At 59.6% G+C, this 14,869-nt stretch carries 14 protein-coding genes; 8 read left to right on the forward strand and 6 right to left on the reverse strand.

From position 1 onward, the window contains the following. Positions 1–138 precede the first annotated feature (138 nt). Together O3S81_RS24090 and nspC are read right to left on the reverse strand one after the other, a co-directional pair. On the reverse strand, positions 139–1,377 hold the full coding sequence (locus O3S81_RS24090) for a saccharopine dehydrogenase family protein (RefSeq protein ID WP_269347273.1): 1,239 nt from the start codon (positions 1,375–1,377) through the stop codon (positions 139–141). Between the two features lie 59 nt (positions 1,378–1,436). After that, positions 1,437–2,534 carry a carboxynorspermidine decarboxylase gene (nspC, locus tag O3S81_RS24095; RefSeq protein ID WP_269347274.1) on the reverse strand — a complete coding sequence of 366 codons (1,098 nt, stop codon included), beginning with the start codon at positions 2,532–2,534 and terminating at the stop codon, positions 1,437–1,439. Between nspC and O3S81_RS24100 the strand changes: the two genes are divergently transcribed. The 4 genes from O3S81_RS24100 (at position 2,533) to galE (ending at position 4,763) form a co-directional block, all read left to right on the forward strand. Beyond that, the gene (locus O3S81_RS24100) at positions 2,533–2,709 is read left to right on the forward strand and encodes a hypothetical protein (protein WP_269347277.1); all 177 of its coding nucleotides are present in this window, start codon (positions 2,533–2,535) and stop codon (positions 2,707–2,709) included. The genes nspC and O3S81_RS24100 overlap by 2 nt on opposite strands. 106 nt (positions 2,710–2,815) lie before the next feature. After that, positions 2,816–3,160 (forward strand): DUF883 family protein, encoded by a 345-nt coding sequence (locus O3S81_RS24105; RefSeq protein ID WP_003508755.1) that lies wholly within the window; start codon positions 2,816–2,818, stop codon positions 3,158–3,160. A gap of 10 nt (positions 3,161–3,170) precedes the next feature. After that, positions 3,171–3,608: a hypothetical protein gene (locus O3S81_RS24110; protein ID WP_269347279.1), complete on the forward strand. Its 438-nt coding sequence runs from the start codon at positions 3,171–3,173 to the stop codon at positions 3,606–3,608. Positions 3,609–3,779: 171 nt separating this feature from the next. Further along, positions 3,780–4,763 carry a UDP-glucose 4-epimerase GalE gene (galE, locus tag O3S81_RS24115; protein WP_269347281.1) on the forward strand — a complete coding sequence of 328 codons (984 nt, stop codon included), beginning with the start codon at positions 3,780–3,782 and terminating at the stop codon, positions 4,761–4,763. A gap of 99 nt (positions 4,764–4,862) precedes the next feature. Here the strand turns inward: galE and O3S81_RS24120 are convergent, their stop codons facing one another. Beyond that, a complete protein-coding gene (locus O3S81_RS24120) occupies positions 4,863–5,447 on the reverse strand; it encodes a PRC-barrel domain-containing protein (protein ID WP_269347283.1) in 585 nt (194 codons plus the stop codon). A gap of 237 nt (positions 5,448–5,684) precedes the next feature. Between O3S81_RS24120 and O3S81_RS24125 the strand changes: the two genes are divergently transcribed. After that, positions 5,685–7,409, forward strand: a complete 1,725-nt coding sequence (locus tag O3S81_RS24125) for a sensor histidine kinase (RefSeq protein WP_269347285.1) — start codon at positions 5,685–5,687, stop codon at positions 7,407–7,409. 280 nt (positions 7,410–7,689) lie between these two features. Here the strand turns inward: O3S81_RS24125 and O3S81_RS24130 are convergent, their stop codons facing one another. Further along, positions 7,690–8,673, reverse strand: coding sequence for a sensor histidine kinase (locus O3S81_RS24130; RefSeq protein WP_269347287.1), 984 nt, complete (start codon positions 8,671–8,673; stop codon positions 7,690–7,692). A gap of 100 nt (positions 8,674–8,773) precedes the next feature. Next, the gene (locus O3S81_RS24135; RefSeq protein WP_269347288.1) at positions 8,774–9,568 is read right to left on the reverse strand and encodes a response regulator; all 795 of its coding nucleotides are present in this window, start codon (positions 9,566–9,568) and stop codon (positions 8,774–8,776) included. Between the two features lie 138 nt (positions 9,569–9,706). Here O3S81_RS24135 and O3S81_RS24140 point away from each other — a divergent pair, with 138 nt between their 5' ends. Both O3S81_RS24140 and O3S81_RS24145 read left to right on the forward strand, forming a co-directional pair. Further along, entirely contained in the window at positions 9,707–9,913 is a 207-nt protein-coding gene (locus tag O3S81_RS24140; protein ID WP_269347290.1) for a NepR family anti-sigma factor, read from the forward strand. Then, positions 9,913–10,479 carry an RNA polymerase sigma factor gene (locus O3S81_RS24145; RefSeq protein WP_080828265.1) on the forward strand — a complete coding sequence of 189 codons (567 nt, stop codon included), beginning with the start codon at positions 9,913–9,915 and terminating at the stop codon, positions 10,477–10,479. Before O3S81_RS24140 ends, O3S81_RS24145 begins: the two co-directional genes overlap by 1 nt. A 65-nt stretch (positions 10,480–10,544) precedes the next feature. On the opposite strand, the gene O3S81_RS24150 is transcribed toward O3S81_RS24145, so the two are convergent. Further along, positions 10,545–11,015, reverse strand: coding sequence for an Lrp/AsnC family transcriptional regulator (locus tag O3S81_RS24150; protein WP_080828267.1), 471 nt, complete (start codon positions 11,013–11,015; stop codon positions 10,545–10,547). Between the two features lie 175 nt (positions 11,016–11,190). Between O3S81_RS24150 and putA the strand changes: the two genes are divergently transcribed. Beyond that, positions 11,191–14,865 (forward strand): trifunctional transcriptional regulator/proline dehydrogenase/L-glutamate gamma-semialdehyde dehydrogenase, encoded by a 3,675-nt coding sequence (putA, locus tag O3S81_RS24155; protein ID WP_269347294.1) that lies wholly within the window; start codon positions 11,191–11,193, stop codon positions 14,863–14,865. The last annotated feature ends 4 nt before the right edge of the window (positions 14,866–14,869 follow it).

Below are 14,869 nucleotides of genomic sequence, written 5' to 3' on the forward strand. Positions count from 1 at the left end.
CGGACCCCGGACTAAATCCGGGGTGACGGTGAGGATGCTACGAATTCGCCAAATTTTTCGTGTCGGCAGACGTCGCCACCAACAAAAAGCCCCGCTTTCGCGGGGCTTTTCTGTCTCTATCCGTCAAGAACGCTGCGCTCAGAACTCCAGCGCGCGATCGCCGTTTTCGTCCTTGATGCGGTTCGGAAGACCGATCTTGTTCAGGATGTTCAGGAATGGCTTAGGCGGCAATTCTTCCACATTGGCCATCTGCTTCACATCCCACTCGCCTGTCGCGATCAGCATGGCGGCAGCGACCGGGGGAACGCCGGCGGTGTAGGAAATGCCCTGCGAGCCGACTTCTTCATAGGCGTCCTTGTGGTCAGCCACGTTGTAGATGAAGACTTCGCGCTCCTTGCCGTCCTTGATACCCTTGACGATATCGCCGATGCAGGTCTTGCCGACATAGTCAGGCGCCAGCGAAGACGGATCGGGCAGCACGGCCTTCACCACCTTCAGCGGTACGACTTCGAGGCCTTCGGCGGTCTTGACCGGCTTTTCGGACAGGAGCCCAAGGTTCTTCAGCACGGTGAAGACGTTGATATAGTGATCGCCAAAGCCCATCCAGAAGCGCACATCGGCACCGTCCATGTTCTTGGACAGCGAATGCACTTCGTCGTGACCGGTCATATAGGCCTTCTGCTTGCCGACGACAGGCAGGTCGAATTCCTGGCCGACTTCGAACATCTGGTTCGTCTGCCACTCACCCTTCTGCCAGGAATAAACGACGCCCGTGAATTCACGGAAGTTGATTTCCGGGTCGAAATTCGTGGAGAACCAGCGGCCATGGCTGCCAGCATTGATGTCGACGATATCGACCGAGGTGACCTTGTCGAAATAATCATCCTTGGCAAGGCGGGCATAGGCATTGACCACGCCCGGGTCGAAACCGACGCCGAGAATGGCGGTAATGCCCTTTTCCTTGCACTCTTGCGCGCGCTTCCACTCGTAGTTTCCGTACCACGGCGGCGTCTCGCAGATCTTGGTCGGATCCTCGTGGATCGCCGTATCCATATAAGCAACACCCGTGTCCATGCAGGCACGAAGAACGGACATGTTGACGAAAGCCGAACCGACATTGATGACGATCTGAACGCCGGTTTCCTTGATCAAGGCTTTCGTCGCCTCGATATCCATCGCGTCAAGCGCATGGGCCTCAAGTTTCACATCTGTCTTGAGGCTCTTCTTTTCGCGTACGGACTCGACAATCTTGCGGCACTTTCCCAAAGTCCGTGACGCAATATGAATGTCTCCCAATACATCGCTGTTCTGGGCGCATTTATGCGCCACGACCTGTGCTACGCCACCGGCGCCGATGATCAGAACGTTCTTCTTCATTTCAGGTGATGCCTCCTTTTCCCCGCAGGGATGAGCTTCGTTGATGTTAAAAACAGGGTTTAAGACAGGCTTTGCTCGAAATCGGCAAAGTCGAATTCACGAACGGCACGTACCGAGCCGTCCAGTTCCTTGATGGCGATCGCCGGCATCTTCACGCCGTTGAACCAGTTCTTCTTGACCATGGTGTAACCGGCCGCATCCTGAAAGGAGATGCGATCACCGACCTTCAGCGCCTTGTCGAAGCGGAAATCGCCGAAAATATCGCCGGCGAGGCAGGACTTGCCGCAGACCATATAAGGATGTTCGCCCTCATTCGGCGAAACCTTGGCGGTTTCGCGATAGATCAAGAGATCGAGCATATGCGCTTCGATGGAGCTGTCGACGATAGCGAGGTTCTTGCCATTGAACAGCGTGTCGAGAACCGTCACTTCGAGCGTCGTACTCTTCGTAATCGAGGCTTCGCCCGGCTCCAGATAGACCTGCACGCCGTATTTTTCCGAGAACTCCCGCAGGCGGTCGCAGAACTGGTCGAGCGGATAATTATCGCCGGTAAAATGAATGCCGCCGCCGAGGCTCACCCATTCCGCACGCGACAGCAGCGATCCGAACTTCTCCTCGATCTGGGTCAACATGCGGTCGAACAGGGAAAAATCGCTGTTTTCGCAGTTGTTGTGGATCATGAAACCGGAAATACGGTCCATGACCTTGTCGACCTTGGCGACATCCCACTCGCCGAGACGGCTGAAAGGGCGTGCGGGATCGGCAAGATCGAAGCTCGAGGAGCTGACCTGCGGATTGAGGCGCAGGCCACGGGTGATGCCAGCGGCCTTGTCGGCGAAGCGCTCCAGCTGGCCGATCGAATTGAAGATGATCTTGTCCGCGTTCGAAATGACTTCGTCGATCTCGTAATCGGCGTAAGCCACGGAATAGGCGTGGGTCTCGCCGCCGAATTTCTCGCGGCCGAGACGGACTTCATAAAGCGAGGACGAGGTGGTGCCGTCCATATATTGCGACATGAAATCGAACACCGACCATGTGGCGAAGCACTTCAGCGCCAGGAGCGCCTTTGCGCCGGATTTTTCCCGCACATAGGCAATCTTCTCCATGTTGCGAAGAAGTTTTGTCTTATCGATGAGGTAATAGGGCGTCTGCAGCATGTCGTTTCACATATTGATTGAAGTCAAGGTCCGTCTCGATGATGGGCCTTATATGATGCTTGTGACAGGAAAACAAATGTCCGGCACCGAATTCCCTGAAAATCACCCCCAAGGGGAAATGGCTGCGAAGAAAACACATGTCCGCGCGGAACCAAGCCTGCATGGGCGCGTTTGAATGACGGACAGGCGGGTGTTTCGACCGCCGCAACAAAGGTTCACGAACGGCGGCGATCAATGACATGCCGTCGTTCCGTCAATGATGTTCAGGAAGGACTTCCCTTATGGCAAGCGTGCGCAGCAACGTGAATGACAAGATCCAGCAATCCCTCGAAAACGGTGATGCGGCCGACGTGGCGGCTCAGCTCGCCCAGCTTCGCGAAGATCTGGCAAATCTTGCCAAGAGCGTGAAGGCGCTCGGCGTCGGAGCATCGCACGAACTGAAGGCGCAGGCTGCCCGCGTCGCCGATGACGCGCTTACCGCTTCCGGCGAGATGGCCGACAGCGTGCGCAGCGAAATCTCCACGCTGAACGACAATCTCACCGACCACGTCCAGAAAAACCCGCTGCAGTCACTCGGCATAGCCGTTGGCGTCGGTTTCGTGCTCGCCCTTTTGACGCGTCGATAAGGCAGCGCCCATGCTTGAGGCATTGCTGGTCTATCTGGGGGAGACCCAGCGCGAAGGACGCGTCGTCACACGGCGATTGCGCGCGACCATAATCCTGTCGGTTCTGACCGCGATCTTCTTCCTGATCGCCTTCATCGCCGCCGTGGTGGCGGGGTCGATCTATCTCGCCGAACATGTCGGCGCGGGCCCTGCGGCACTCGTTGTCGCCGGCGCTGCCTTCCTGCTCGGCGTCATCATGCTGGTGGCGCTCGCGATCGTCAAACGTCCGAGGGTCTATGCCGCAAGGCCCACCGTGGCGCCCTTGACGGCGGCACCGCTTACCGCTGCACCTCTCGCCCTGCAATCGCTGCTGACGCTGGCCATTCAGGCGCGCCCCTATGCGACGCTTGCGGTGGCTGTCGCGGCGGGTTTTCTGGCGACCAGGGTCAATACCAAAAAGACCAAGTAATTTCTTGGCGACGCGATAAGGCAAACCGCGCATCCAGACCATGGATGCGCGGTTTTTTTTATGTTACCCGCGAAGGATAGACTGGTTGATGGCATCCTGCGCCACGCCGCCCTTATTTGAACAAAGTGACATACAGTCTCGGTGCGTCCGTAATTTTCTGAAAGGCAATTGATGAAGAAGAAAGTCCTTGTCGTCGGCGGTGCCGGCTATATCGGTTCGCACACCTGCCTTCTCCTGTCTGAGCGAGGATATGAACCGGTCGTTTTCGACAATCTGTCCAACGGGCACGAGGAATTCGTCCGCTGGGGGCCTTTCGAACAGGGTGATATTCGCGACCGGGCGCGGCTGGACGAAGTTTTCGCCAGGCACAAGCCGGAAGCCGTTCTCCACTTCGCCGCGCTGATCGAAGTCGGCGAATCGGTCAAGCAGCCGGTCGCCTTTTACGACAATAACGTCATCGGTTCGCTCAACCTGCTTTCCGCCGCCATTGATGCCGGCGTCACGTCATTCGTTTTCTCCTCCACCTGCGCCACCTACGGATTGCCGGAACAGGTGCCGATCGACGAGACGCACCGGCAGGCACCGATCAACCCCTATGGCCGCACCAAATGGGTGGTGGAGCAGGCGCTAAAGGATTACAGCACCTATAAGGGGCTGCGCTCGGTGATGCTGCGCTATTTCAACGCCGCAGGTGCGGATTTCGAAGGCCGCATCGGTGAATGGCACAAGCCGGAGACCCATGCGATCCCGCTCGCCATCGAGGCCGCACTCGGCCGGCGTCAGGGTTTCAAGGTGTTCGGCACGGATTACGATACGCGCGACGGCACCTGCGTTCGCGACTATATCCACATTCTCGACCTTGCCGATGCGCATGTGCGGGCGGTGGACTACCTGCTGGAAGGCGGCGAAACCGTTGAGCTCAACCTCGGCACCGGCACCGGCACCACGGTGAAGGAACTGCTGGCGGCGATTTCCGAAGTCTCCGGCCGCCCCTTCCCCGTCGAATATACCGGACGGCGCGATGGGGATTCCACGACGCTGGTGGCCAATAATGACAAGGCCAGAGAGGTTCTCGGCTGGGAACCGCGTTACTCCCTGTCGGATATCATCAAATCCGCCTGGGCCTGGCATTCCTCCCGCAATGCCGGGGACTGACCGGACGTGACAAACAAAAAGCACCGGCCAACTGGCCGGTGCCTTTCGCGAGACGGCTGATCAAAGCCTGTCCCGCTCCTGCCTCCCCAGGTATGGGGATTAAGGCTTGGTTGCGGATGTGGTCGTGCTGTCCGGAGCCGGCGGCATAGCCGCATTCCTTTCACTGGCCTTCTGTTCCAGCGTCTTGAATTCCGGTGCGCCCTTCAGCGTTTCCGCCGTTTCGGTTGTCGTCAGACGAATGGTCCCATCCTGCGCGTTGCGCGTCATCGTCACCTTGTCCATGGGAACGGCCACGTCCTTGGCGCCGATGCCCAGGAAGCCGCCGACACCGATCACGGCTGCAACGAGGCCACCATCTTCTTCCATGATCAGGTTGGTGACGTTACCAATGCTTTCATCGGCTGCGGTATAGACCGCCTTGCCGATATAGTCGTTGGCGCTGACCTGGGTTTCGCCCTGTTCGGTCAGATAGGCGCCGCCTGTCGTTGTGGCCGCGCTGTCATTGGCCGAAGGTGCCGCCGGAGCCGCAGGCGTCATCGGGGTGGCGGGCGGGGTTGTCGGTTCCGTCTGCGCGGCCGGATTTGCCGGTGCGGGCTGGGTGGTGCCTTGAGCGATGGCCAGTGGCGCGAAAGCCGTCGTGCCCATCAGGGCGGCGGTGACGAGTATCGTGAGTTTCTTTGCCATTTCGTACCTTCCTTTCATCGTTCTCAACTGGCCGGCGGTGATGAATGTCGTGTCCGCTCCTCGGCCGGTTCGTCTGGCAAACGGGTTGGTCGTTGAAATAGTTCCGATTTTTTCAATGATACGGATGCAATTGCGGCGCACCGCCGCGGCCGGCGGCAAGAAATCAGGCATTGCTAAAGGGGGACGGCACGGTATTATCCGTGCCGTAACAATGCCATAACTGCCGGAGTTTTTTGTATGCCTCGACCCGGCGACAGACTGAAAGACATGATCTCGGCCTTGCGGCGGCGCAGCGCGAATTTTTTCCCGACTGCCTCCATCGGTACCTATCTGGTGGTGATGGCAACCGTCATTACCCTGCCGCTCATTCTTTTCGGCGGCTATCTGATGCTGCGTCTGGAAGCCGAAAAGCGCGATGACCTGCAACGGGAAACAATCGAGGATGTGCGGGTGGTCTCCCGCAACATCGACCGCCGCCTGCAGGAAATCGCCACCTCGCTCAATCTTCTGTCGCAATTTCCTGAACTCGAGAGCGGCAATCTCGCAGCGTTTCAGGGACGCGTCGCCGACAGTCTGAAACGGGAAGGCCTCTACGCCATTCTCGCCACCAAGGATGGCCAGCAGCGTCTCAATACGCGCGTGCCCTATGGCCAGCCGCTCGGCAAGGTGCCGGCGGAAGCCAATTTGGGGAGGGCAATCGACTCCCGCCGTATCACCGTCTCGGACATGTTTTTCGGCTCAACCAGCAAGGAATGGGTGTTCAACGTTACCATGCCGCTCGGCCCGGACCTGGACCCCGCCGGAGACGCCCTGATCCTGACGCAGAATACCAGCGATTTGAGCCGGCTCATCCCCACGGAAAACCTGCCGCGCAACTGGGCGGTCGCCATCATTGACGGCACCAACCGTGTCGTCGCTTCAAGCGCGCCCGATGAGGCGGAAGTGGGCAAGCCGTTTGTCACCCCCGACGTCCTTTCGGAAATGCAGGCCTTCAGCGGCAATTTTTTTGACGGCAAGGGAAATCTCTATGCCTATGCGCAATTGCCGGGCTGGCAATGGAAAACGGTGATGTGGGGTCCGCTTGCCGCAAGCCAGGCGGCGCTGATAGACACCTGGCGGCAGATGATGATCGGCAGCCTGATGCTGGTGCTGATTGCCATCGGTGGCGCTTATCTGGTCGGCCGGCAATTGCGCAGCTCCATTCGCGACCTGACCCTGATGGCCGAACGCATCGGCGAAGGCGAGATCGTCGCCCCCGTCGATACCAAGATAAAGGAAGCCAACCAGGTCGCCATCGCCCTTTCCAATGCCTCCTTCGACAGGAGCCAGACGGAAGAGCGCCTGCAACTGCTGCTGCATGAGCTGGTGCACCGCTCCAAAAACATTCTGACGCTGGTTCAGGCGATGATCCGGCAGTTGGGACGGGAAAATAAGAGCATTCCGGAATTCCAGAAGGAAGTGGATCACCGCCTGCGCGGTCTTGGCATGTCGATCCGGGCCTTGGCGGAGGTTCAATGGCAGGGCCTGCCGATCCGCCGGCTTATCGAGACCCATCTCGATGTTTTCGGCACCGTGTCACAGCGCTTCGTGCTGACGGGAGATGATTTCATGCTCTCCCCGGAAGCGGCACAGAATTTCGGCCTGGTGATCCATGAGCTGACCACGAACTCCATCAAATATGGTGCACTGTCGGTTCCCTACGGAAAAATCACCCTGCGCTGGCAGTCGCTCGAAAAAGACGGAAGGCAGATGCTCCATCTCGTCTGGACCGAAACCGGCGGTCCACCGGCGCGCGAGCCGAGCCGCAGCGGCTTCGGCACCACGGTCATCAAACGGCATGCGGAAGGCGCCTTCGGCGGACAGGTGGTAACGGAATATCGCGAGACCGGCTTCGAATGGTCGCTGGAAGCACCGCTGCGCTATTTCATACCCAAACGATCGGAACAGACAGGCACGCATTGAGGCCGACACTTTCGGACCGAGGTCGCGCGAACGAGAGAAAAATCGCGCGAAAAAGGGCGGCACCCTGCGAAATGTTAAAAAATGCATTTTTCGGGAACCAAATCCGATCAGGCGTGTTTTTATCTCAGGCCAAGCAATTCCCCCGTCCCCGCCTGAAGCTTGGCTGAAAATAAACAGGTTTCACCCCTGAAAACCTGTCATAAAAATAGCACGGCTCCCCTGTGGGCCGTGCTTTTTGTTGCACCCACGCAAGAGGCCAAGCCCGCGCGGCGCCATGATCTCACGAATCCGCACCGTCACCGGAGGGAAATGTCAGCCGGTAGACGATCCGCTCCGGCGTCAGCTGATATTCGGCGCTTCCCCCCAATGCGGACGGAACGACCTTTTCCAGCACGACGCTGCCAAAGCTGCCGCGCCGGGCCTCCGCCGGTTCTTTCGACGGCATCATCGGCTCATTCCATTCGACCACATAAAAATCACCCTCCTGGCGACACTGAAGAGAGATCGGCGGGTGATAGGCAAGGTTGCCGCTATGGCTGACGGTGTTGACGACCAGCTCATGGAAGGCAAGCCCGATATAAAGCGCGCCATTCGGGTTGAGCAGCAGGTTTTCGCCTTCCATATGGATGAGGTTCGGATACTCCGGCACATAAAGATCGAATTGCTGGCGCAGAAGCTCGAATATGCGCGCGCCCCGCCAGTCCGAATCCGTGATGAGATCCTGGCTCTGGGCAAGGGCATGCAGCCGGCCGCGGAACTTGCGCAGAAAATCATCCTTGGTGAGGCTGAAGCGGGCCGTCTGGCCCGCAAGGCTCTGGATGATCGCGAGAAGGTTCTTGGAACGATGGCTGACCTCGCGCAGCAGCGAGCGCAGAAGCTGCTCGCGCCGCCTTTCCGCCGTCACCTCGCGAATGGTGGTTTTCATCACCATCTGGTTTGACTGATTGAAGGTGGAATGAACATGAAACTGGAAGACGCGATCATTGCCGGCATTAACTTCCAGCATGCCGCGGTTGCCCGCCGTGTTCATGTCCTTCTTGAGCTCGGTCAGCCGGGCGGAGAGATCGTTGCCGAACAGGTTTTCATCGGTCGGGCGCGAATCCGTCGGCAGTTTCCAGACATCCGGCAGGTTGGCCACGAAGATATAATCGCGGTTCCAGTCCTGCAGCATCACTGTCTCACCGGAATCGAGCAAGGCGAGGACGAGCGAATCGTGAAGTTCGCTTTCGTCCCTCTCCGCATTATGCCACGCCAGCCGATGCAAATTCGTCTCCTTGCAGAAAGCCGCGGGAAGCCCCACGACCGTAACCGCCAACGCCCGGGCGCCACACTGGTTCCCGGTCAGGCTGCGGTTTCGGCAGATTTCACGCCGCGACGCGTGAGCTTTCGTTGAAAAACAGGGCCTGGCTGATAAGTGCTTTCACCATGTCCGGGTTGAAGGGTTTCGTTACAAGGAACGTCGGCTCCGGCCGCTCACCCGTCAAAAGGCGTTCGGGGAAAGCCGTGATGAAGATCACCGGCAGGGACGTCATCTGCAGAATATCCTTCATCGCATCAAGACCGGAACTGCCGTCTGCGAGCTGGATATCGGCCAGGATCATCTTCGGCTGGGTGCGGTGGAAGAGATCGAGCGCTTCCGTATGGGTGCGGGCGATGCCCGTGACGCGGTGGCCGAGATCGGTAACCATCTGCTCTATATCCATGGCGATCAGCGGTTCGTCCTCGATGATCATGATATCGGTCGCAACCTGCCGGGCGATTTCCGATGCCGCCTCGTCGATCAGTCCGCCGACCTGATCCTCGGAGACCTTCAGAACCTCTGCGGCTTCCGCAGGCGTGAACTCTTCGACCGTCGTTAAAAGGAAAGCCTGGCGGGCAAGCGCCGGCACGGCCGCGAGGTTGGCCGAGGCGCGTTTTTCCCATCCCGAGAGGTTCTCATCGGTCTTAATATTGATCGTGACGGAACTAAAGATCGATACGAACAATTGATAGAGCGAAACGCGATCGCTGCTTGTCTGCGGGAATATGCTGATATCGGCGATCAGAGCTTCAAGCGTTGCCGCAACATAGGCATCGCCCGTCGATTGTGAGCCGCAAACGGCACGCGCGAACCTGCGCAGATATGGCAGGTGCGGTGCGATGCGTGTAGAAACTGACATGGAATTCTCCCCTTTCATGCGGCCTGCAACGCAAACCCGAGATAGCAACGTGCGCATCGCAAAAAAAGTTCCGGACGGCCGGAACTATTTTTTTTACCGCGCATTCTTTGCCACGACACAAAAGGAATACCGGACGTTATGAGCATATTTCAATCGGACCAAGATTCGCCGGACAATTCGGCGCCCCCCCAGGTTCCAAACTCCGGGCGGGCGGTGATTTCCCGCAAACTCAGGGAGCTGTATGATGCCGTTCAGGATGAAGGCATCCCTGATAAATTCCTCGACCTTCTCGAAAAACTCGATGAAGCCGAAAGCAAAGCCAAGTTGAAGGCTTCGGAGGAATGATGGCGAAAGAGCCGGAGCAGACAGAATATAATTTCAAGCGGGAAATGCTGGCGGCGCTGCCGAACCTGCGCGCCTTCGCTATTTCGCTCATCCGTTCGAGAGACCGCGCAGACGACCTCGTGCAGGACACAATCATGAAGGCCTGGGCGAAACAGGACAGCTTTCAGCCCGGCACCAATATGCGGGCATGGCTGGTGACGATCCTGCGCAACGAATTCTACAGCCAGATTCGCAAATCCGGCCGTGAGGTACAGGATACGGACGGGGTCTACACCTCGCGCCTGTCGGTTCCGCCGGAACAGCATGGATCGGTTGATCTTCAGGATTTCCGGGCTGCACTTGCAAAACTGCCCGACGACCAGCGCGAAGCCATCCTGCTGATCGGCGCCTCGGGTTTTGCCTATGAGGAAGCCGCCGAGATTTGCGGTTGCCCGGTCGGCACGATCAAGAGCCGCGTCAGCCGCGCAAGGCTGCGCCTGCAGGAACTGCTGGGCATCGAAAACGAAAACGAATTCGGTCCGGACGCACAGATGAGCGCGGTCACCGCCGCCGCCACGGCGCGCTGAGAGAACTGAATTTGGACAATGACGAACGGGCAGGCCTGCGTCTGCCCGTTTTTTATGTCCGCTTTTCAGATACCGGTTTCCTTGACCGATTGCATGACCACGAAGGTGGAGGTGTTGGCAACGGAGGGCAGGCTCGAGATTTTTTCACCGAGCACCCTTCGGTATTTGCGGATGTCGCTGGTGCGTACCTTCAGGAGATAATCGAAGGCGCCGGCGATCATGTGGCACTCCTCCACCTCCTTGATCTTGCGCACCGCCGTATTGAACTCCTCCAGCGCCTTTTCCCGCGTATCGGACAGTTTGACTTCGGCAAAGGCAATATGATCGACGCCAAGCTTCTGCGGATTGAGCATCGCCCGGAAGCCAAGAATATAGCCCTCGTCCACCAGCCGTTTCAGCCGTGTCTGGCACGGCGTCTTGGAAAGACCGACCCTTTTTGAGAGTTGCAGCACGGACATGCGCCCGTCTTCGCTGAGCGCCTCGAGAATCTTGAGATCGAAGTGATCCAGACCGTCTGTTTTTTGACTATTTGCCATGCGATTTCACGCCAATCTCGAATTATAAAAGTTCATATTGCCTGTTTTATCCTGAAAATAAGGCCATAGCAATTTTTGCGACGATGATATTGTAAGCGCCAGAACGACAAGCGGTGGGCGGAGGACGTGCTGCCGCCGATGGTCTGCCTTCAACAGCGTTTTCAGGATTTTCAGAATGGCCGATGGTGCAAGCAACGCCGGTGTAGCGGTGAACGGTATCTTCCAGAATTTTGCACCGCCGGTGCGCGAACAGAGCCTGTTGCGCAAGGCGATTACCGCCGCCTATCGCCGCCCCGAAGAGGAGTGCCTGGCGCCGCTCATCGAGGCAGCGACGGTAACATCCGAACAGGCGAAAGCCATTCGCACCACGGCCCGCAAGCTGATCGAGGCGCTGCGCGCCAAGACCAAGGGCACCGGCGTCGAGGGGCTGGTGCAGGAATATTCGCTTTCCAGCCATGAGGGCGTGGCGCTGATGTGCCTTGCCGAAGCGCTCTTGCGCATTCCCGATACCGCCACCCGCGATGCGCTGATCCGCGACAAGATCGCGCGCGGCGACTGGAAGTCCCATATTGGCGGCGGCCGCTCGCTCTTCGTTAATGCCGCCACCTGGGGTCTCGTCATCACCGGCAAGCTGACCTCGACGGTGAATGACAGCGGCCTTTCAGCGGCGCTGACGAAACTGATCGCGCGCGCCGGCGAACCCGTCATCCGCCGTGGTGTCGACATGGCCATGCGCATGATGGGCGAGCAGTTCGTGACCGGCGAGACGATCGGTGAAGCGATCAAGCGGTCGAAGCCACTGGAGGAGCAGGGCTTCCAATATTCCTACGACATGCTGGGCGAGGCTGCGACGACTGCGAAGGATGCGGAGCGTTATTACAAGGATTATGAAAACGCCATCCACGCCATCGGCAAGGCGTCTGCCGGCCGTGGCATTTATGGCGGACCGGGCATTTCCATCAAGCTTTCGGCGCTGCATCCGCGTTACTCCCGCGCGCAGGCGGAGCGGGTGATGGCGGAGCTTTTGCCGCGCGTCAAATCGCTGATGCTGCTCAGCAAGACATACGATATCGGCCTCAATATCGATGCCGAGGAAGCCGACCGGCTGGAACTGTCGCTCGACCTTCTCGAGGAACTGGCGCTCGACAAGGACCTTGCGGGTTGGAACGGCCTCGGTTTCGTGGTGCAGGCCTATGGCCGCCGCTGCCCCTTCGTTCTGGATTACATCATCGATCTCGCCCGCCGCTCGGGCCGTCGCATCATGGTGCGTCTCGTCAAGGGCGCTTACTGGGATGCGGAAATCAAGCGCGCGCAGGTGGAGGGGCTGGAAGACTTCCCGGTCTTCACCCGCAAGGTGCACACGGATGTTTCCTATATCGCCTGTGCCCGCAAGCTGCTCGACGCGCGCGATCTGGTCTTCCCGCAATTTGCGACCCATAACGCGCAATCCATGGCGACGATCTATCACCTCGCCGGACCGGACTTCAAACTTGGCGACTACGAGTTCCAGTGCCTGCATGGCATGGGCGAACCGCTTTACAGCGAAGTCGTCGGCAAGAAGAAGCTCGACCGGCCCTGCCGTTTCTACGCCCCAGTCGGCACCCATGAGACGCTGCTGGCCTACCTCGTTCGCCGTCTTCTGGAAAACGGTGCGAACTCCTCCTTCGTCAACCGCATTGCCGATCCAGCCGTGCCGGTGGATTCGCTGCTGGAAGACCCGGTTGCCGTGGTCAAGGCCTATGCGGTTCCCGGTGCCCAGCACGACCGCATCGCTGCCCCCGCTGGCCTGTTCGGCCCGGAGCGGAAAAATTCCGCCGGCCTCGACCTTTCCAGCGAAACGACGCTTTCTGCCCTCGACAAGACCCTGAAGGCAGGTGCCGCAACGGAATGGAAGGCTGCCGCGCCACGGGCGGGCGGCCAGACGCGCCCGGTCTTCAACCCCGGCGATCATACCGATATCGTCGGCCAGGTGACGGAACCCACCGAAGCCGATGTTGAAGCGGCGATGCAACGGGCGGCGGCCTCACGCTGGCCCACCACCCCCGTGGAAGAACGCGCCGCCTGCCTGGACCGCGCGGCCGACGCCATGCAGGCCGAAATGCCAGCACTTCTCGGCCTCATCATGCGCGAGGCGGGAAAATCCATGCCCAACGCCATTGCCGAGGTGCGCGAGGCCATCGACTTCCTGCGTTATTACGCGGCGGAAGCCCGCAGGAATTTCAAGGCTGGCGAGACGTCGCTCGGCCCGATCGTCTGCATCAGCCCATGGAACTTCCCGCTCGCCATCTTTATCGGCCAGGTCACGGCGGCGCTGGTTGCCGGTAATCCGGTTCTGGCAAAACCCGCCGAAGAAACGCCGCTGATCGCCGCGCAGGGCGTGCGCCTGCTGCATGAGGCAGGTGTGCCGGCGGATGCCGTGCAGCTTCTGCCGGGCGACGGCAAGACGGGTGCCGCTCTTGTCGGTTCGCCGCTGACGGCGGGCGTGATGTTCACCGGCTCCACCGAGGTGGCGCGGCTCATTCAGGGCCAGCTTTCCGACCGGGTTCTCGCCAATGGCCAGCCGGTGCCGCTGATTGCCGAGACCGGCGGCCAGAACGCCATGATCGTCGATTCCTCGGCTCTTGCCGAGCAGGTCGTCGCCGATGTCATCGCATCCGCCTTCGACAGCGCCGGACAGCGCTGCTCGGCACTGCGTATCCTCTGCCTGCAGGAAGACGTGGCGGACCGCACGCTGACCATGCTGAAAGGCGCGCTGCATGAATTGCGGATCGGCCGCACCGATCGTCTCTCCGTCGATGTCGGTCCCGTCATCACCGCCGAAGCCAAGGGCATCATCGAAAAGCACATTGATGGCATGCGTTCACTCGGCCACCGCATCGAGCAGATCACGCTTGCCGGCGAGACCGGCAAGGGCACCTTCGTGCCGCCGACCATCATCGAGATGAAATCGCTTGCCGATCTGAAGCGCGAGGTCTTCGGGCCGGTGCTGCACGTCATCCGCTTCAAACGCGATAATCTCGACCGGCTGATCGACGAGATCAACGCCACCGGCTACGGCCTGACCTTCGGCCTGCATACGCGTCTCGACGACACGATCCAGCATGTCCTCTCCCGGGTTGCGGCCGGCAATCTTTATGTGAACCGCAACATCATCGGCGCGGTGGTCGGCGTGCAGCCCTTTGGCGGGCGTGGCCTTTCCGGCACCGGCCCCAAGGCCGGCGGCCCGCTTTACCTCGGTCGCATGACTGAGAAAGCGCCGAAGATCGACCGCATCGCCAGCCAGCAGGATCAGGCCGCGGTGGATCTCGCCCGCTGGCTGGATGAAAACGGTGAAACCATCGCCGCCGAAGCCGCACGGCAGGCGGCAGCGCTTTCCGGCCTCGGTTTCGAGACCGAGCTGGCGGGGCCCGTCGGCGAACGCAATGTCTATGCTCTGCATCCGCGCGGCAAGATCCTGCTGGTGCCGGCAACCGAACAGGGGCTTTACCGCCAGCTTGCGGCAGCACTTGCCGCCGGAAATGCGGTCGTCATCGACAATGCCTCGGGACTGGAAAAATCGATCTACGGCCTGCCGGCAACCGTCACCTCACGCATCGTCTGGGCGGATGACTGGGCAAAGTCCGGCCCCTTTGCCGGTGCGCTGGTTGAAGGTGACGCGGAGCGCGTGGTTGCGGTCAATAAAAAGATCGCCACCCTGCCCGGCCCGCTGGTCCTCGTTCAGGCCGCAACGACGGACGCGCTTTCCGGCGAAAGCCAGCCCTACAACCTCGACTGGCTGGTGGAGGAAGTCTCCGTCAGCGTCAACACCACGGCCGCGGGCGGCAATGCCAGCCTGATGAGTATCGGATGAGGGA

It is taken from the genome of Agrobacterium sp. SOY23, assembly GCF_027212525.1.
Classification (GTDB): Bacteria; Pseudomonadota; Alphaproteobacteria; order Rhizobiales; family Rhizobiaceae; genus Agrobacterium; species Agrobacterium tumefaciens_I.

Excerpts from the sequence above, each read along its gene's own strand:
- O3S81_RS24090 (WP_269347273.1), bottom strand. The coding sequence starts at position 1,377 with ATGAAGAAGAACGTTCTGATCATCGGCGCCGGTGGCGTAGCACAGGTC.
- O3S81_RS24100 (WP_269347277.1), top strand. The coding sequence starts at position 2,533 with ATGTCGTTTCACATATTGATTGAAGTCAAGGTCCGTCTCGATGATGGG.
- nspC (WP_269347274.1), bottom strand. The coding sequence starts at position 2,534 with ATGCTGCAGACGCCCTATTACCTCATCGATAAGACAAAACTTCTTCGC.
- O3S81_RS24105 (WP_003508755.1), top strand. The coding sequence starts at position 2,816 with ATGGCAAGCGTGCGCAGCAACGTGAATGACAAGATCCAGCAATCCCTC.
- O3S81_RS24110 (WP_269347279.1), top strand. The coding sequence starts at position 3,171 with ATGCTTGAGGCATTGCTGGTCTATCTGGGGGAGACCCAGCGCGAAGGA.
- galE (WP_269347281.1), top strand. The coding sequence starts at position 3,780 with ATGAAGAAGAAAGTCCTTGTCGTCGGCGGTGCCGGCTATATCGGTTCG.
- O3S81_RS24120 (WP_269347283.1), bottom strand. The coding sequence starts at position 5,447 with ATGGCAAAGAAACTCACGATACTCGTCACCGCCGCCCTGATGGGCACG.
- O3S81_RS24125 (WP_269347285.1), top strand. The coding sequence starts at position 5,685 with ATGCCTCGACCCGGCGACAGACTGAAAGACATGATCTCGGCCTTGCGG.
- O3S81_RS24135 (WP_269347288.1), bottom strand. The coding sequence starts at position 9,568 with ATGTCAGTTTCTACACGCATCGCACCGCACCTGCCATATCTGCGCAGG.
- O3S81_RS24140 (WP_269347290.1), top strand. The coding sequence starts at position 9,707 with ATGAGCATATTTCAATCGGACCAAGATTCGCCGGACAATTCGGCGCCC.
- O3S81_RS24145 (WP_080828265.1), top strand. The coding sequence starts at position 9,913 with ATGGCGAAAGAGCCGGAGCAGACAGAATATAATTTCAAGCGGGAAATG.
- O3S81_RS24150 (WP_080828267.1), bottom strand. The coding sequence starts at position 11,015 with ATGGCAAATAGTCAAAAAACAGACGGTCTGGATCACTTCGATCTCAAG.
- putA (WP_269347294.1), top strand. The coding sequence starts at position 11,191 with ATGGCCGATGGTGCAAGCAACGCCGGTGTAGCGGTGAACGGTATCTTC.